The organism is Sphingomonas sp. Leaf34 (genome assembly GCF_001421805.1).
Classification (GTDB): domain Bacteria; phylum Pseudomonadota; class Alphaproteobacteria; order Sphingomonadales; family Sphingomonadaceae; genus Sphingomonas.
In genome coordinates, this window is the sequence record NZ_LMLC01000002.1 from 388,418 (window position 1) to 406,530 (window position 18,113).

Consider the following 18,113-nt stretch of genomic DNA (forward strand, 5'->3'; position numbering starts at 1 on the left):
AGGACAGCATGATTACCCATATTCTCGAAGAGGTTGACCAAAGGAACGAGCAATGGCTGGCGGCTGGACTCGCGATGGCGCGGTGCAGGATCAGATCGACGACACGGTGATGGATGCCGTGTTGGCGGCGCGTGCAAGGATGCCGACGGGTGAGAGCGAGACATATTGCGCACAATGCGGCGACGACATCCCGGAAGGACGACGCGTGGCAATCCCCGGTGTGCGCACCTGTGTCGCGTGCCAGAGCAGCCGCGATCGCCCCGCCTCCGCACTGTTCAACCGCCGCGGGAGCAAGGACAGCCAGCTTCGGTGACCCAAGGGCGGTGACGGCATCGTGTGATTTCCGGCTCGGAAAGGCTGGATTGCAGGGCGAGATGACGGACGCGCGGGCAACCCCGGATACCGCATGCTTCCACTGCGTGACGCGGGAGCCTACCGTATCTCCTTGAGGACGAAGGATCGTGGTCGCTTCGCGAGCTTTACTTGGCTTCGCTTGATCGTCAGGGCAGACCCATGAGCGACGTGACGCACACCCCTGCCCCGCCCGACGACGCCCCCGATTTCGTCGTCATCGACGTCGAGACGGCGTGCTCGCGCGTCAGCAGCATCTGCCAGATCGGGATCGTGGGTTTCAAGGGCGGGCGCGAGATCTTCGAATATGAAACGCTGATCGACCCGCGTGACGTGTTCGAGGTGTTCAACACACGGATCCACGGAATTGCCGCGCATCACGTCGTCGGCCGACCGACCTTTGCCGATGTCCACGCGACCGTCCACGGCCATTTGTCGGGGCGGACGACGGTCGCGCATTCCTATTTCGACAAAGGCGCGCTGGCCGCCGCCTGCCGCGTTCATGACCGCGCGATGATCGAGACGACCTGGCTCGACAGCGTGCGCGTTGCCAAGCGCGCCTGGCCCGATCTCGAAAGCCACCGGCTCGGGCTGCTCGCGCGATATCTCGGGATCGCGCACAAGCATCACGACGCGCTGAGCGATGCGCGCGCAGCAGGCTGGGTGATCGTCAAGGCGAGCGAACATACCGGGCTGTCGCTCCACGACTGGCTCGCCCCGCCCCGCGTCGCCGGCGCTGCGCCGCGCGCCGCGCCCGACGGTCCGCTGAAGGAGGACCGCGTCGTAATTTTGGGCGAGCCGCGCGATGGCCGGCTTGCGCACATCGCCGCCGGGCTCGGCGCGCGCGTGATGACCGGGGTCGGCAGCTCGACGACGCTGCTGGTGGTCGCCGGTCGCGAGCCGTTCGGCCGCGCGACCCGCTCGAGCGTCGCTTACCTGCGGGCGCAAGCGCTGCGGGCAGAGGGTGCACCGATCCGGATCATCGCCAGCGATGCGCTGAAGGCGATCGCCGCCAGCCGCTCCGCGTAATCCTCCCCCGCCACGGGGGAGAGTTTCGATCGCGCTTGATGCCAATCGGCTCGCTGGCTCAGGCCATCGCCATCAGGCCATCGCCATCAGGCTCGCATTGCCCCCGGCGGCGGTGGTGTTGATCGAGGTCGATACCTCCTCGACCAGCCAGTCGAGGCGATAGCCTGCGCCACCGGCCTGCGTCAGGACAATCGGCCCAGGCAGCGCGGCAATCGCCTGGTTGAGACTGCGAACGCGCGCGGCATCGCCCTCGATCAGTGCGCCCGCATACGGCCCGGCGGCAGCCCAATCGTCCGTCCAGCGCACCCGGGCGGCGACCGGCTTTGGCAGATCGAGCGCGAGCGCTGAAGCCCCACCAACGACGAGATCGTTACCCGTCGCAAGCCCTGCGGCCAGTTGGGCGATCAAACCCTCCCGCGTCTCGGGCAGCAGCAGCACAGTCCCGCGCGGATGAATCGCGTACAGGTTGGTCTCGCCGACCGGCCCAGCCAGTTCGGTCGTGCCCCCCAGCGACGACGCGCGCGCGCGGTCCCGCACCATCGCCGCCGCAGCCGTGTCGCCGGCATCGTCGAGCCAGGATGCCAGTGCGCCGACTGCGGCGTCACCCGATCCGGGCGTCCCGACATCCGCTCCCGTCACCAGCCGTCCGAGATACAACGGCCCGCCCGCCTTCGGCCCAGTCCCCGACAGCCCACGCCCACCGAATGGCTGGACGCCGACCACCGCGCCGATCACGTTGCGGTTGATGTACAGATTGCCGGCTCGGACCAGCCCGGTGACGAATGCGATCGTCTCGTCGAGCCGCGTGTGCAGCCCGAACGTCAGGCCGTATCCGGTCGCGTTGATCCGGTCGATCAGCGTTCCGAGCTCCGCGCGCCGGAAGCGGATGACGTGCAGCACCGGCCCGAACACTTCGCGCTCCAGATCGGCAAGATCGTCGAGCTCGATGATCGTCGGCGACACGAACGTCCCATGCGTCGTGTCACCTACGGGCGCGATCTGCTCGACCGGGCGGCCGAGCGATCGCATCCGCGCGATATGCCCTTCGATCATGGTCTTGGCCTCGGCCGAGATCACCGGGCCGATATCGGTCGCCAGCGTATCGGTCCGGCCGATCCGTAACTCGCGCAGGGCGCCCTTCAGCATCGCCAACGTCCGGTCGGCGACGTCCTCCTGCAAGCACAGGATGCGAAGTGCCGAACAGCGCTGGCCGGCGCTGTCGAACGCCGATGCCACCACGTCCGCGACCACCTGTTCGGCCAGCGCCGAGGAATCGACGATCATCGCATTCTGGCCACCGGTCTCGGCCACCAGCGGGATCGGCGCACCGGCGGGCGATACCCGCTTGGCGAGTTCGGCCTGGATCAGCCGCGCGACGTCGGTCGAGCCCGTGAACATCACGCCCATCGTCTCGGGCGCAGCGACCAGGGCCGCGCCGACCGCGCCGTCCCCCGCCACCAGATGCAGCACGTCAGCCGGGATCCCGGCATCGTGGAGGATCGCGACACCCTGCGCGGCGATCAGCGGCGTTTCCTCGGCGGGCTTGGCCAGCACCGCATTGCCGGCGACCAGCGCGGCGGCGACCTGGCCGGCGAAGATCGCGAGTGGGAAGTTCCACGGGCTGATGCACGTCACCACCCCGAGCGGACGTTGCCCCGCCGGCAGCACGCGCGCCTGTTGCGCATAATAGCGCAGGAAATCGATCGCCTCACGCACCTCGGCGACAGCGTTGGCGAGCGACTTGCCCGCCTCGCGCATGACGAGCGGCAGCAACGCGGGCATCCGTGCTTGCATGAGGTCGGCCGCCCGGTCCAGGCACGCCGCGCGCTCCGTCACCGTCACCGCAGCCCAGCGCGGTGCGGCCTCGGCCGCCGTCCGCGCCAGTGCCAGCACAGCATCCGGCAAGACTTCGCGCACGGTGCCGACGACGTCGCGGTGATCCGCCGGGTTCAGCACCGGCCGCGGTTCGCCGTCGGTTCCGGCCTGCACCGGCGCCAGCGCCCCGCGGAACGTGTCACTCAAGGTCGCCAGCACGCCCTCGTCGCTCGCATCGAGTCCGTCGGAGTTGCGACGCGTCCCGTACAGGTCGCGCGGCAAGGCGATCACCGGATGCGGCGCGCCCGGCACCGGCATCGCGCGAACCGTCGCGACCGGGTCCGCGACAAGCTCGGCGATCCCCACCGCCGGGTCCGCGATCCGGTTGACGAACGACGAGTTCGCGCCGTTCTCGAGCAGCCGCCGGACGAGATAGGCGAGCAGCGTTTCGTGCGTTCCGACCGGCGCGTAGATCCGACACGGCCGGTTCAGCCGATTGCCGCCGACGACCTCCTCGTACAGCGGCTCGCCCATCCCGTAGAGGCACTGGAACTCGTAATCGCCGATCGCGAACGCGGGCCCGGCCATCGCGTGGATGGTCGCGAGCGTCTGCGCATTGTGCGTCGCAAATTGAGGGAACACCGCATCCCCCGCCGTCAGCAGCTTACGCGCGCAGGCGAGATAGGCGACGTCGGTGTGGACCTTGCGCGTGTAGACCGGGAAGTCGGCGAGCCCGTCGACCTGCGCGCGTTTGATCTCCGCGTCCCAATAGGCGCCCTTGACCAGTCGGACCATGATCCGCCGGTCGGCACGCCGCGCGAGATCGACGATCCAGTCGAGCACGAACGGGCAGCGTTTGCCGTAGGCCTGCACCACGAAGCCGAGCCCGTTCCAGCCGCGCAGATCGGGGTCGGTCGCCAGGCTTTCGAGCAGGTCGAGCGACAGTTCGAGACGATCCGCCTCCTCCGCGTCGATGTTCAGGCCGATATCGTAGCGCTTCGCCAGCAGCGCGAGCGCTTTCACGTCGGGCAGCAGTTCGGCCATCACGCGGTCCGCCTGCGACCGGGCATAGCGTGGGTGCAGCGCGGACAGCTTGATCGATATTCCCGGCCCGCCATAGATCCCGCGCCCCGCCGACGCCTTGCCGATGGCATGGATCGCCGCAACGTAATCCCCATGATAGCGCCGCGCATCCTCCGCCGTCGTCGCTGCCTCGCCAAGCATGTCATAGCTGTACTGGAAACCCTCCGCCTCGGGACCACGCGCATGCTTGAGCGCTTCACCGATGGTCTGCCCGGCGACGAATTGTTCGCCCATCATCCGCATCGCCATCGCCACGCCGCCACGGATGACGGGCTCGCCCGCGCGCGCGATCAACCGGGTGAGCGCCGCGCCAAGCCCCTTGTCGTCGACGCTTCCGGTCAGCTTGCCCGTCAAGGCCAACCCCCAGGTCGCCGCATTGACGAACAAGGAGCGTCCTTCCGCCAGATGCGATTTCCAATCGCCGCCTGCGATCTTGTCACGGATCAACGCGTCACGCGTCTCCGCATCCGGAATCCGCAGCATCGCCTCGGCCAGGCACATCAGCGCGACGCCTTCCTGGCTCGACAGCGCATATTCCTGAACGATCCCCTCGACCCCGCCGCCGCGCTTTTTCGCCCGCAGCGCGGTGATCAACGCGGACGCGGTGCGCATCGCCTCTGCTGCCGTCGCGTCGTCGAGCGTCGCCTGATCGAGCAGCGGCGCAAGGCATTCAGCTTCCGGGCGACGATAGGCGGCGGTGATCGCGCGGCGCAGGGCGCTCTGATCGCGGATCGGCGGAGCGAAGTCGGCAAAGAGCGGGGGAAGCGAAGAAGTGTGCGACATGCGGCGAGCCTCGTCTGGAACCTGACCAGAACGTAGCATGGACGCGCATGGCGATCCGCCTTATCGATCGCCAAGTAACAGTTCGACCGACCATTTTTCGAGGTCAGGAGAGGCGGAATGGCTAACAAGATCGATCATATCGGTGCGATCGACCAGTTCGACAGGCGGATGATCGACCTGCTGCGCGACGATGGCCGGATGTCGGTTGCCGAGCTCGCGCGGCGGGTCGGCCTGTCCAAGACACCGTGCCAGGTCCGGCTGAAACGCCTGCTCGACCAAGGGTATATCCGCGGGTTCCGGGCGGTGCTCGATCCGGTCAAGCTCGGGCTCGATCATATCGCCTTTACCGAGGTCAAGCTGTCCGACACGCGGGAGGCCGCGCTCGACGCGTTCCGCCGCGCGGTGCTCGCGATCCGCGAGGTCGAGGAATGTCACATGATCGCCAGCAGCTTCGATTATCTGCTCAAAGTCCGCACGCCCGATATCCGCCGCTATCGCGAGGTGCTGGGCGAGCGGATATCGAGCCTGCCGCATGTCGCGAGCACATCGACCTTCGTCGCGATGGAAACGATCCGCGACGGCGCGATGTGATCTGAGCCGCGACGTCCTCCCCTATCAGGAGGGGGATCGCATCAACCACGATTGGCGGGCGCGACGGCCGCGTCGGTCTTCGACGCCGCGAGATAGCCGCCGACGACGAAGACCAGCGCGCCGATCGTGTTGCCGACCGTCACGATCGCGAGGTTGCGAACCATGCCCGCAAGATCGATCGACGATTGCGGCACCAGCAGGCCGAGCGTGAGGGCGGTCATATTCGCGACCGAATGCTCGAACCCTGCAGCGACGAACGCGAGCAGGATCCAGGCCATCGCAATGCACTTGGCGGCATCGCCCGTCATCCGCGCCGCAGTCCAGATCGCGAGGCAGACCAGCCAGTTGCAGAGAATCGCGCGGGCCAGCAGCGCGGTCGCGTCGACCGATACCTTGTGCAGCACATACGCGTGGAACATCGAATCGGCGTTGGCGAAAATCGCGCCGCCACCGCCTGCGGCGAACACCAGCGACAATATGACGCCGCCGACGAGATTGCCGATCCACACCACGACCGCCAGCTTAAGGGCGTCCGCGATCGTAATGGTCCGTCGCGCGAGGCCAAAGCCGATATACATCACATAGCCGGTGAACAGCTCCGCGCCCGCAAACACCGTCAGGATCAGCCCGAGCCCGAAGGTCGCGCCCATCACCAACGGGCGGACGCCGGGTTCGAGCCCCGACGCAGTGCTGAGCGCGAGGATCATCGCGATGCCGATATACGTGCCCGCCAGAATAGCGCCCGCAAAGAAACCCGCAGGCGAGCGCCGCAATGCCTCCGCCTTGGTGGCGGCGAGGGTCGCGTAGGTGTCGATGGTCGACGAATACCCGGTGCTCATGCGTGGACTTTGCTCTCGTGGCCGACGATCCCCGCGCGCACCACGCCGCGATCCGACCCCAGGTCGGCAGCGGCGGGACGGACGGTCACCGGGATGGATTTATAGGAGGGAGTAAAACTCTGCGGATCGTGATCTTCGAGCGCGATCAACGGCTGCGTCTCGGGGTAATAGGAGGCGACGCAGCCATCGGGCAGCGCATAGCGGACCAGCATCAGCTTCTGGACGACGCGGTCGGCCCGCGCGAACTGGAGGGCCGTCGCGATATCGACGACATCGCCTTCCTTGTGCCCGAGCCGCGCCATGTCGCGCTCGTTCATGAACAGGATATCGCGGCGCCCAAACACGCCGCGATAGCGATCGTCGAGGCTGTAGACGGTGGTGTTGTACTGGTCGTGCGCGCGCAGCGTGGTCAGACGCAGCACGGTCGGATCGCCCGTACCCTCATCCTCCGCGACGCCCTTGGTGACGAGGAAGTTGGCCTTGCCGCTGTCGGTGTTCCACTGCCGCATCGCCGCGGAATTGGGCAGGTGGAAGCCGCCCGGCTTGCGGATGCGCGCGTTGTAATCGGCGAACGCCGGGAACACCGCCTCGATCTTGTCGCGGATCAGGCTGTAGTCGCCGACATACGCGTCCCAGTCGATCGCGACCGGCGATCCCCTGACCGCCAGCGTCGCCTTGGCGATCTCGCCGACGATCCAGATCTCGGACTTCACATTGTCGCCCGGCGGCATCAGGAAGCCGCGTGAGGCGTGGACCATCGACATCGAATCCTCGACCGTCACCGATTGCTGGCCGGTCGCCTGCATATCGAGCTCGGTCCGACCGAGACACGGCAGGATGTAGGTCGACTTGGCCATCAACAGCATCGTGCGGTTGAGCTTGGTCGTGATGTGGACCGCCAGATCGAGATTGCGGAACCCTTCCGCACAGGCCTGCGGATCGGACGAGGCGATGGCGAGATTGCCACCGAGGCACACGATCGCCTTGGCGTCGCCGTCGCGCATCGCCGCGATGCTCTCGACGACGGAATGACCATGCTCGCGCGGCGGTTCGAACCCGAACACGTCGCGCATCGCGTCGAGCAACACCGGCATCGGCCGCTCGGTGATCCCGACGGTACGGTCGCCCTGCACGTTGCTGTGCCCGCGTAAGGGACAGATGCCCGCACCCGGCTTGCCCATGTTGCCGCGCAACAGGAGCAGGTTGGCGATCTGCTGGACGTTGGTAGTGCCGGTGCGGTGCTGCGTAACGCCCATCCCGTAGCAGCAGATCGTAGACTTCGACTTCGAATAGGCGAGCGCCACCTCTTCCAGATCGCTGCGCGAAAGGCCGCTGGAGCGCTCGATATCCGCCCACTCGCTGGTCGCCAGGTCGGCGATATAGTCGTCGAGCCCGGCGGTATGCTCGGCAATGAACGCATGATCCAGCGCGGGTTCGCCGCCCGACTGCTTGGCGGCGTCATCGAGCGCCACCAGCGCCTTGGCGATGCCCTTCAGCGCGGCCGCGTCGCCGCCGACCTTCACCTGATAATAGCTGCTGGCGATCGGGGTCGCCGACATCGTCGCCATCTCGACCACCGACTGCGGCGATTCGAAGCGCTCGAGCGAGCGCTCTTTCAGCGGGTTGAAGACGATGATCTTGCCGCCGCGCTTCGACACTTCGCGCAAGGTCGCCATCATCCGCGGATGGTTGGTGCCGGGGTTGTGCCCGATCGACAGGATCAGGTCGGCGTGATCGAAATCCTCGAGGCTGACGGTCCCCTTGCCGATACCGATCGACTTCGGCAGCCCGACCGAGGTCGCCTCGTGGCACATGTTCGAGCAGTCGGGGAAGTTGTTGGTACCGTACAACCGGACAAACAGCTGGAACAGGAACGCCGCCTCGTTCGAGCAGCGCCCGGAGGTGTAGAATTCGGCCTGGTTCGGGTTCGGCACCGCAGCGAGCCCTGCGCCGATCTCGCGCATCGCCTCCGCCCAGCTCACGACCTCGTAATGATCGGTGGCGGCATTGTAGCGAAGCGGCTCGGTGACGCGGCCCTGGTCCTCGATCCAGTGATCGCTCTGCTGCCAGATGTCCGACACGCTGTGCTTGGCGAAGAAGTCCGCGCCGATCGTCTTCGCGGTCGATTCCCACGCGACCGCCTTGGCGCCGTTCTCGCAGAATTCGAACGACGAGGTGTGCTTCGGGTCGGGCCACGCGCAGCTCGGGCAATCGAAGCCGTCGGGCTGGTTCGACTTGAGCAGAGTCTGGCCGCCGCGCACGACGATCTGCTGCGCCTTCAACGAGGCGGCGACCGCCTTCAACGCGCCCCAGCCCCCTGCCGGGCCGGTATAGTCCGCAATGCCCTCTGGACGTTTGGTCGCCAAGTCGCTTCTCCCGGTGTCAGTCGTGCGTTCGACAGTAGGTCAGAGACGCATACGTACCTGTGCCCTACGACCATCCCCCAGCCGGGCTAAAGCGAAATTCTCCCACTGCGTGATCGCGATATTTCGTAAGTGCTCTCGAGACTTACGACGCAGCCATCGACGCGCATCAGACTTCGGTCATGACGCCCTGATAGATCGGCTCTTCCATCGCGCGGCCCGCGCCGATCGCGACGCAGGTCAGCGCGTTCTCCGCGACGATAACCGGCAGCCCCGTAGCCTCCGAAAGCACCTCGTCGATCCGCGCCAGCAGTGAGCCACCGCCCGTCATCACGATACCCTGATCGCAGATGTCCGCGGCCAGTTCGGGTTCGGTCTTCTCGAGCGCGGTCAGCACGGTTTCGACGATCTGGCCGATCAGGTCGCCCAGCGATGCGGCGATGTCAGCCTGCGTCACCTCGATCTCGCGCGGCACGCCGGCGCGCAGGTCGCGCCCCTTCACGCGCATCATCTCGCCGACGCCGTCCTCGGGCATCCGCGCCATCCCGACCGCCAGCTTGACTCGCTCGGCGGTCGCCTCACCGATCATCAGGTTATGCTTGCGTCGGATCATCGAGGCGATCGCATCGTCCATCTTGTCGCCACCGACCCGCGCCGACGTGCTGTAGGCAAGCCCGCGCAACGACAGCACCGCGACCTCGGTGGTGCCGCCGCCGATATCGACGACCATCGCGCCGACCGGCTCGGTCACCGGCAGCCCGGCGCCGATCGCCGCCGCCATCGGCTCCTCGATCAGGAAGACCTTGCGTGCGCCCGCGTTGGACGCGGCCTGGCGGATCGCGCGACGCTCGACCAGCGTCGCGCCAGACGGGATGCAGATCGCGATCTCGGGATAGCGCGGCATGCGGCTGTGCCCGCCATGCGCCTTGTCGATGAAGAACTTGATCATCTGCTCCGCGACGTCGAGATCGGCGATCACGCCGTCGCGCATCGGCCGGATCGTCTCGATCCCGTCGGGGGTCTTGCCCATCATCAGCTTGGCCTCGGCGCCGACTGCGCGGACCTGTTTCACGCCGCCGCGCGTCTCGATGGCGACCACCGACGGTTCGTTGAGCACGATCCCCTGCCCGCGCAGATAGACGACGGTGTTCACCGTGCCGAGATCGATCGCCATGTCGCTGGAGGGGCGGCTGAACAGGCGGGGAAGACGCATATGCTGGCACAGTCTGCAACGACGCCGCGCCGCGGGACGCGATCGGCTTGTCCGCGACGCGCTGACGCGGCGATACGATCCGCGTCAATCGCTCTGCGTCCGGACGGGCGATCCGAACGATATCCCGTCCCGATCCTCCCCCGCCACGGGGAGGATCGCCGAACGTCTGCGGACTACCAGCTCAGGCCAGCGCGCGCGTAGAGATAGCGGCCGTTGAACCCGAACGGCGAGTAATAAGGGAAGCCGATGACCCCGGTGCTGTTGTTCGCCGGGATAGTCGCGTCGGGATAGACGTCGAACAGGTTGCTGACGCCGAACCCGAACTGTGCGCCCCTGGTCGCCTGATAGCGCAGTTCGAGATCGGTGATGACGTGCTTGCCGCTGCGAACGTCGGCGGCCTGCGTCGTACCCGGCTGGTTGACGTCGCCATAATAGGTCACGCGCGCGAGCGCGCCGAACTGGTCGAGCGACCAGTCGATCGACCCGGTCACCTTCTCGCCGGGGGTGCCGTCTTCGAGCGTCAGGATGCGGCTGCGTGCGAACAGCGTCGGCGCGGGATTGAGCGTCGATGTCGAGGTCGGCACGCGCGTCACCTTCGTGTCGTTGACGTTGCCCGCGATCGTGAAGTCGAACGTGCCCACCGTATCGGTCGGCATGCGGTAATGCGCAACGGCGTCGATACCCTTGGTCGTGGAAGCCAGACCGTTCAGGAAGAACCGCGCGGCGGTGGCGCCAGAGCCCGCCAACAGGGTGGCGATCTGCGCGTTGACGGCGGCCGACTGGGTCGACGACGTCGTGATATTCTCCGACAGGCCGATCTGGTTGCGAATACGGATGCGGTATGCATCGACGGTCAGATCGAACCCGCCGAACCGGAAGACAGTCCCGACCGAAAGATTGGTCGACTTTTCCGGCTCCAGCGGCAGTCCGCCGAGCCGGGTCGCGACCGGGCTGATCGACGGGAAGGTGCCGGTCTGAATCGGATTGCCGTTCTGGATGACGGTCGCGATCGAGGTAAAATACTGTTGTTGCAGTGCGGGTGCACGGAAGCCGGTCGAGGCGGTGCCGCGCAACGCGAACCAACGCGCAAAATCATAGCGGGCGGAGATCTTGCCGGTCGCGGTCGAGCCGAAATCGGAATAATCCTCGCCGCGTCCAGCCAGGCCGACCAGGAACTTGTCGGTCACCTGCGTCTCGACATCGAGATAGACACTGCCGTTGCGACGGCTGCGCTCGATCGCGTTGGCGGGCGAGAAGCCGCCAAACCCTTGCGCGCCCGGCGCAGCGGTCGTGGCGGCGCCCGTCACCGTCCCGGCCGCGGGATAGCCGTAGGACGCAAGCTCGCCCGACTGTATCTTGAACCCTTCGCGGCGTCCTTCGAGACCGAACGCAACGTTGACACCCTGCAACAGGTCGAACTTGCGATCGACGTCGAGCCCGACGATGTACTGGTCGTAGATCAGCGCGCCATCGGAGAAGTCCCGCGGCGTGGCACTGCCAAACGCGTAATTGGCCGAATTGAGCGTGCGGAAGCCGATCTTGTTGCGACCGTAGCTGGCGTTCAGATCGACGTTCCAGTCGGCGACGACGCCCTTGATGCCGACCGCCGAATTGATGTCGCGCGACTTAGTATTGATCAGCGGCAGGAAGCCGTCCCGGTAACCGGCCAGCGCCGTCGTCGCGCTCGCCAGACGTGGAAACGCCGCGCTGCGCGTGTCGCGATCCTGATAGCCAAGCCAGCCATACAGCTTCCACGTCCCCGTCAGTGTCGTGCCGGCATTGGCGAAGATGCTGTACTGTTCGACCGCCGGATCACCGAAACGGCCCGTGACGCGTTGCCCCGCGACGCGCGGATCGAAATCGGCGCGATTGGTCGCCTGACGGTTCAGATATTCGCCCGAAATCGTCAGGAAGCCGTCTTCGCCGAACCCGAGCCCCTGCCAGCCGGAGACGGTGACGGCATGCTCGCCGGTCCTGCTGCGACTGCCGTGCGCGGTATCGATATCGGTGTTGTAGAAGCCGTAATTGACCGTCGCGCCGCCGCCCGACCGCGCCTCCCGCAGGCGAAGGTTGACGACCCCGGCGATCGCATCGGAGCCATATTGCGCCGATGCACCATCCCGGAGCACTTCGATCCGGTCGAGCGCGACGGTCGGAATGGTGTTCAGATCGACCGCTGCCGAGCCACGCCCGACCGAACCACCGACATTGAGCAGCGCCGACGTATGGCCGCGCACGCCGTTGACCAGCACGAGCGTCTGGTCGGGCGACAGGCCGCGCAACGTCGCCGGGCGGATCGCATCGGTGCCATCGACCGCAGAGGGGCGCGGGAAGTCGATCGAGGGCGCGATCGCCGCGAGCGCTGCGCCAAGCTCGGTGGTTCCCTGGCGCTGAAGCGCGGCCGAGCTCAGCACGTCGACCGGCGACGCACTGTCGAGCCGGGACCGGCCGACCGTGCGCGTTCCGGTGACGATGATGTCGTCCTGGGTGTCGGGCATTGCGGCCGCGGCAGGGGGGGTGGCAGCGGGTTCGGCCGGTACGGTCTGGGCGAAAGCCGAGTGCGCGCCGACAAAGGCAATGGTCGACGCGGCGAGCGCCAACGCGGTACGATAGGCAGTCATGTCATGGTCCCTGATAGTGGATCGTTCGGCGACGATCTTGGTGCAAGTAAAACGAACGGACGCGCTCAATGGTCCCGACGGGTCCCTAGCGATTGCCCGACGAGCGAGAAAAAGGCCTGGCCGGACGCGCTTGCGGCGACGTTCCATTCGGGATGCCATTGCACCGCCAGAACGTCGCCGCCGCACGGCCGCGCAGAGAACGCCTCGACCAGACCGTCCGACGTCGCCCGCGCCTCGATGCTGAGCCCGGATCCCAGCCGTTCGATCCCCTGGCGATGCACCGAGGTGACCGACAGGCTGCGCCGTGCCGTGACCGTCGCGAGCATCCCACCCGCCTGAAGGTCGACGTCGTGGACATGGTCGAACAGCGTTTCATACGCAGTCGCGTCTTCGGTGACGCGGTGGTGTCCGGCGTCGAGCGTATCGGTCAGCGTTCCGCCGAACAGCACGTTGAGTTCCTGCAATCCGCGACAGATCCCGAACACCGGCCGCCCCGCTTCGATCATCCGCCCCGCCAGCTCCATCGCCACCGCATCGCGGTCGAGATCGAGCGCATCACCCGCCGCATCGGTTTTGCCATAGCGAGCGCCGGCGACGTTGGATCGCGATCCGGTCAGCAGCAGCGCGTCGAGCCGCCCCGCCAGCGCGCGCGTGTCCATTGCGTCCGCGACGGCGGGCACCAGAAGGACGGTCGCGCCGGCATACTGGACCAGCGGCTCGACGAACCGCGTCGCGACCGCCTGGATCGGGCGATCGGTGATCTCGTTACAGCATAATACTTCGATCACCGGCTTGATCGGCCCGTCATCGCTCCGGCAGCACGCAAACCGCATCATCCGCGCCCGATGTCGTTCGTCCATCGCCTCTGCATCGACCCCGCCTTTCGCAATCAATATCTATCAATCGCATGGGATATTGGAGCATTTTAACCTTTGGCCCGCGCAAAAATTGATTGTTCGTGCCGTGACGACGGCGCGTCGCAAGGGCTTGGTCAAATAAGTTAGGGGTTTGCCGACGATCCGGATGGATTTCGGGTTTCGGGGGTAGATACAGTAGGACGTGCAGCGGACCCGGCTTAAGATTGATGGCGGGGGTCTGACGATGGCGGGGGTGCCGAAGTCGCAAGGTCGTCGCGCGCCTCAGCCTCGAAGGCCAGCACGACGTCACGTTCGTCGCTACGACCGGTCTTGCCCTCACCGGCTGCCACGCGCATCCTACGACCGCAGACGATCGCCGTATCACCGCAGCGCTATCGACCTATATCGACGCGCATCGCGAAATCTCGGCAGAAGTACGCAAATGTTTCGCACATCGCTAGCGACACCCGGTAGCGGAACGGCCAAGGTACGGGCCGACATCGCATATCGTCCGGGGGAATGATGATGCAGTCAGTTTTGCCAGCGTCACGATCGCACTGCTGCTGTAATCGGTGGCAACGCCGGTAGCGCAACGTGGCGCCTCCGTGTCGGGCGCCGTCGCAAATCCATTTCGACGGCCTCGCCGTCAGCGACGGGAACGGCCACGGCCAGGTCGACGGCTGTCCGAACGAGAGCAGCGCGGCCGCGATCAACGCCGGGCTCGACATGGTCATCTATTCCTGCAGCGGCTGGAAGCCGCTCGATACCAACACCTCAGACAGGCGCAGTCGGGCAAGATCCCCGCCGCGCGCCTCGACGACGCGGTCCGCGGAATCCTGCGCTTGAAAATCCACGCGGGCAGTTTCGATCGCGGTCGCGCGTCGTCGCGCGCGCTCGTGGGCAAGATGACCCTGATCGGTGCCGCCGGCCACCGCGCAATCGCCCGGCGCGCCGTTCGCGAATCGATGATGTTGCCCAAGAACGAAGGCGGGCTTCTCCCGCCGAAACCGTCGGCCACCATCCTCGTCGCGGGTGGCAACACGGGCACTATCCCGCGACAGGCCGGTCGCGATCGGCATGGTCTGCACCGACGGCAAGCCGGTCACCGTCCCGATCACGAGGACACTCGCTACGGCCAAGGCCGGCGACTGGCGGCAGGTGATCGTCCCGCGGCAATGCTTCGTCAAGCGCGGCATCGACATGGCGCAGGTCACCGCGCCCGCTCGACGTCGTGGCGGTCGTGCTTCGACCCTGACGCCCAGAACGCTTCGGGCCCGAGGCGCCCCTAAGCGCCTCGGGCCCTATCAGATCTCGTCGGGACCGCTGTCGCTCAGCTGTGCAGCGACCGGCGGAACGTCTCAGGCAGGAACACCAGCCCGACCAGCGCGGTCACCGCGCACGCGAGGATCGGATACCAGAGCCCGTAATAGATGTCCCCGGTCGCCGCGACCATCGCGAACGCCGCGGTCGGCAGGAACCCGCCGAACCAGCCATTGCCGATATGATAGGGCAGTGACATCGACGTGTAGCGGATCTTGGTCGGGAACAGCTCGACCAGCAGCGCCGCGATCGGCCCGTAGACCATCGTCACGTACAGCACGAGGATGACGAGGATCGCGATGACCAGCGGCTTGTTGATCTGCGCCGGATCCGCCTTTTCGGGGTAGCCGACCGCGGTCAGTGCGGTCTTCACCTCGGTACCGAACGCCTTGATCGCCGCAGCCTTGTCAGGACCCGACACGACCGCCGGGTTGACGACCGGGATGGTCGCGCCGCCAATATGGATCTGCGCGACGGTGCCCGCGGGAGCAATGACGTTAGCGTAGGAGATGCCCGCCTTTGCAAGATACGCCTTGGCGATATCGCACGAGCTGCTGTCGAACTTGTTCTTGCCGACCGGATCGAACTGGACCGAGCATTCGTCGGGATTGGCGACGACGCTCACCGGCGAATTGGCCTGCGCCGCATAGAGTGCCGGGTTAGCCGCCTTCGACAGTGCGTGGAACAGCGGCATGTAGGTCAGCGCGGCAAGCGCGCAGCCGGTCAGAATGATGTATTTCCGCCCGATCTTGTCCGACAGCCAGCCGAAGAAAATGAACGCCGGCGTCGCGATCAGCAGCGCGATCGCGATCAGGATGTTGGTGGTCGGCCCGTCGACACGCAGGTTCTTCTCGAGGAAGAACAACGCGTAGAACTGGCTGGTGTAGAACACGACGCCCTGGCCGACGACCGCCCCGAACAGCGCGATGAGGACGATCTTCAGATTGCTCCACTGCCCGAACGCCTCGGTCAGCGGTGCCTTCGACGTCTTGCCCTCGTCCTTCATCTTCTGGAACACCGGGCTCTCTTCGAGCTGCATGCGGATCCACAGCGACACCGCGAGCAACGCGATCGAGACGATGAACGGAATACGCCAGCCCCAGGCGGCGAACGCCTCTTCGCCGACCAGCGTGCGCACGCCGATGACGATCAGCAGCGCCGCGAACAGCCCGAGCGACGCAGTCGTCTGGATGAAGCTGGTGAACAGCCCGCGCTTCTTGTCGGGCGCATGCTCGGCGACATAGGTCGCAGCGCCACCATATTCGCCGCCGAGCGCCAGGCCCTGCAACAGCCGCAGCACGACCAGCGCGATCGGCGCGGCGACGCCGACCGACGCGTAGCTCGGCAGCAGGCCGACCAGGAACGTCGACAGCCCCATGATCGCCATGGTGACGAGGAAGGTGTTCTTGCGGCCGACGACATCGCCGATCCGCCCGAAGACGAGCGCGCCGAACGGCCGCACCGCGAACCCGGCCGCAAACGCCGCGAGCGCGAAGATGAACCCGGTCGTCTCGTTGACGCCCGAGAAGAACTGCGCGGTGATGATCGTCGCGAGCAGGCCGTAGAGGTAGAAATCATACCATTCGAACACCGCGCCGAGCGACGACGCGATGATGATCAGCGGCTGACTTTGCTTCACGTGACCAAGGGGCGATGCGTCCCCGGTTGTCGTTGCCATGGCGGTATCCTCTCAAGTGGATCGATGGGAATTCTGCAGCGTTGGGCAATCAGAACCCGTATTTGAATGCGAATTCGAGGCGGTCGAGCGCGCCGGTGTCGCCCGAGACCAGCTCGCGGACGGCGTGGCGATACTCGACGCCGATGTCGAAGCCCTTGCCCGGCGACCAGAACAGGTTGGCCGCGCCGCCATAGGACTTGGCATTGGCCAGCCCCGTGACGATCACGCCGGCCGGATAATCGGCCGATTGGTAGCTGCCCATGACGGTCGAGTGAATCGCATCGGTCCAGCCGATCCGCAGCGCCGCGAAGCCCGCGAAATTGTCGATCCGCTCCAGCTGCGTCGCGGTGCCGCCGTAGATCGCGTCGGGGACGTATCCCAATCCCAGATACCGGCCGATGCCCTGCCCGTAGGTCGCCATGAAGCGCAGGTCGTGACGCTTGCCGATCGGAATCTTGCCCGACCCGGAAACGCCCCACCCGAAGGCGGTATCGCCGCTGCCCAGCGTATCGGTGCGCAGTTCGCGCGCGATACCGGCCAGCGCAAAATCGCCGAACGCCGACTTCCAGTTCACCCGCGCCACCACGTCGGGCAGGCGGTCGTCATCCGTGTCGACCAGCGCGGCGTTGCCCGGCAGCGCGGTTTCCGTTTCGGGATTCTCGACCGCGACCTGCAACGTCAGCCCGGTTCGCAAGGGGATGGAGTAGCGGATCAGCGCCTGGCGGTTGAACACCGTGCCGTCCAGCGGTCCGACGAAATCCGTCGTCTCCGGCAGCACCGCGATGTTCTGGAAGGTCGACCATTCCTGCCCGACCAGCAGATTGCCATATTCAATGAAGCCGCGGCGGAAGGTCGGCGTGTAGGGATTGGTCGCGCGCTGCGCGCCGACCGGCGCCGTCGCGAGCGCGAAATCGAACTCCACCAGAGTCTTTATGTCGGTGCCGTTCATCGGGGTCGCGGTGCTGAACTGCAGGCGGGTCTGGCGCGCGGAAAGCAACAGGTCCTGGCTGGAGAACCCGCCGCCGACCGGAATCTGCTGCGGCAGGAAGAACTCCTTGCCGAGCCCCCCGACCGCGATCTCGCCACCGCTGTAGCGGCTGGCAATGGCGTTGAGGCGAACGAAGCCGCCCAGCTTGACCGTCGTGTTCCCAACGCGAAAACCGTCGGTCGGTGCCGAATTTGCCGCGACAGGCTTGGCCTGCGCCACATTGGTCGCGCCGGGCGATCTGCCTGGCGACGCGGGTGCCGCGCTCATCGAAGACGCGGTCATGGGATTGGTGTTCATGGGAGTCGGGTTCATGGACGTCGGGGCGATCGGCGCCGCGGCCGTCGCGCGCGCCGCAGTCAGCTCGCCGCGCAAATCCTGCACCGCCGCTTCAAGGGCCTTCAACCGCGTCTCGAGCTCGATCTCGCGCGCCGTCTGGGCCTGTGCCATGCCCGGTACCAGCGCGGTACTGCCAAGCAATGCCGTGAAAGCCAGTCGCGTCCTGAACGCCATCCGTGTCATCCCCGTCTCCGTGCTCTTCCACTGGTCTTGCGCGTGGAATAAGCGTCGTGATCATGGCGCACC

At 66.3% G+C, this 18,113-nt stretch carries 11 protein-coding genes and 2 pseudogenes; 5 read left to right on the forward strand and 8 right to left on the reverse strand.

Features of this window, described 5'->3' with window-relative positions:
* Window positions 1-52: 52 nt before the first annotated feature.
* Both ASF00_RS07120 and ASF00_RS07125 read left to right on the forward strand, forming a co-directional pair.
* On the forward strand, window positions 53-313 hold the full coding sequence (locus ASF00_RS07120; protein WP_055876266.1) for a DksA/TraR family C4-type zinc finger protein: 261 nt from the start codon (window positions 53-55) through the stop codon (window positions 311-313).
* 200 nt (window positions 314-513) lie between these two features.
* Window positions 514-1,380, forward strand: a complete 867-nt coding sequence (locus ASF00_RS07125) for an exonuclease domain-containing protein (protein WP_055876269.1) — start codon at window positions 514-516, stop codon at window positions 1,378-1,380.
* Between the two features lie 72 nt (window positions 1,381-1,452).
* Here the strand turns inward: ASF00_RS07125 and putA are convergent, their stop codons facing one another.
* Window positions 1,453-5,061, reverse strand: a complete 3,609-nt coding sequence (putA, locus tag ASF00_RS07130; protein ID WP_055876272.1) for a trifunctional transcriptional regulator/proline dehydrogenase/L-glutamate gamma-semialdehyde dehydrogenase — start codon at window positions 5,059-5,061, stop codon at window positions 1,453-1,455.
* 117 nt (window positions 5,062-5,178) lie between these two features.
* Between putA and ASF00_RS07135 the strand changes: the two genes are divergently transcribed.
* Window positions 5,179-5,652 (forward strand): Lrp/AsnC family transcriptional regulator, encoded by a 474-nt coding sequence (locus tag ASF00_RS07135; RefSeq protein WP_055876275.1) that lies wholly within the window; start codon window positions 5,179-5,181, stop codon window positions 5,650-5,652.
* Between the two features lie 41 nt (window positions 5,653-5,693).
* Here the strand turns inward: ASF00_RS07135 and ASF00_RS07140 are convergent, their stop codons facing one another.
* The 5 genes from ASF00_RS07140 to ASF00_RS07160 all read right to left on the reverse strand — a co-directional run bounded on the left by ASF00_RS07140 (window position 5,694) and on the right by ASF00_RS07160 (window position 13,548).
* Window positions 5,694-6,491 carry a formate/nitrite transporter family protein gene (locus ASF00_RS07140; RefSeq protein ID WP_055876278.1) on the reverse strand — a complete coding sequence of 266 codons (798 nt, stop codon included), beginning with the start codon at window positions 6,489-6,491 and terminating at the stop codon, window positions 5,694-5,696.
* A complete protein-coding gene (locus ASF00_RS07145; RefSeq protein ID WP_055876281.1) occupies window positions 6,488-8,857 on the reverse strand; it encodes an FdhF/YdeP family oxidoreductase in 2,370 nt (789 codons plus the stop codon). The genes ASF00_RS07140 and ASF00_RS07145 overlap by 4 nt, the downstream gene beginning before the upstream one ends.
* A 166-nt stretch (window positions 8,858-9,023) precedes the next feature.
* A complete protein-coding gene (locus ASF00_RS07150; RefSeq protein ID WP_055876284.1) occupies window positions 9,024-10,067 on the reverse strand; it encodes a rod shape-determining protein in 1,044 nt (347 codons plus the stop codon).
* 173 nt (window positions 10,068-10,240) lie between these two features.
* A complete protein-coding gene (locus ASF00_RS07155) occupies window positions 10,241-12,688 on the reverse strand; it encodes a TonB-dependent receptor plug domain-containing protein (protein WP_055876286.1) in 2,448 nt (815 codons plus the stop codon).
* A gap of 65 nt (window positions 12,689-12,753) precedes the next feature.
* On the reverse strand, window positions 12,754-13,548 hold the full coding sequence (locus tag ASF00_RS07160) for a gamma-glutamyl-gamma-aminobutyrate hydrolase family protein (protein WP_235525663.1): 795 nt from the start codon (window positions 13,546-13,548) through the stop codon (window positions 12,754-12,756).
* A 627-nt stretch (window positions 13,549-14,175) separates the two neighbouring features.
* Between ASF00_RS07160 and ASF00_RS18950 the strand changes: the two are divergent.
* Together ASF00_RS18950 and ASF00_RS19285 are read left to right on the forward strand one after the other, a co-directional pair.
* Window positions 14,176-14,612, forward strand: a pseudogene (locus ASF00_RS18950) (glycoside hydrolase family 3 N-terminal domain-containing protein); the annotation flags it as partial.
* 10 nt (window positions 14,613-14,622) lie between these two features.
* Window positions 14,623-14,709, forward strand: a pseudogene (locus tag ASF00_RS19285) (hypothetical protein); the annotation flags it as partial.
* A 166-nt stretch (window positions 14,710-14,875) separates the two neighbouring features.
* On the opposite strand, the gene ASF00_RS07170 reads toward ASF00_RS19285, so the two are convergent.
* Together ASF00_RS07170 and ASF00_RS07175 are read right to left on the reverse strand one after the other, a co-directional pair.
* Window positions 14,876-16,543, reverse strand: coding sequence for an MFS transporter (locus ASF00_RS07170; protein ID WP_055876292.1), 1,668 nt, complete (start codon window positions 16,541-16,543; stop codon window positions 14,876-14,878).
* Window positions 16,544-16,592: 49 nt separating this feature from the next.
* Complete coding sequence (locus tag ASF00_RS07175; protein ID WP_055876295.1) at window positions 16,593-18,050, reverse strand: DcaP family trimeric outer membrane transporter; 1,458 nt, start codon at window positions 18,048-18,050, stop codon at window positions 16,593-16,595.
* Window positions 18,051-18,113 lie beyond the last annotated feature (63 nt).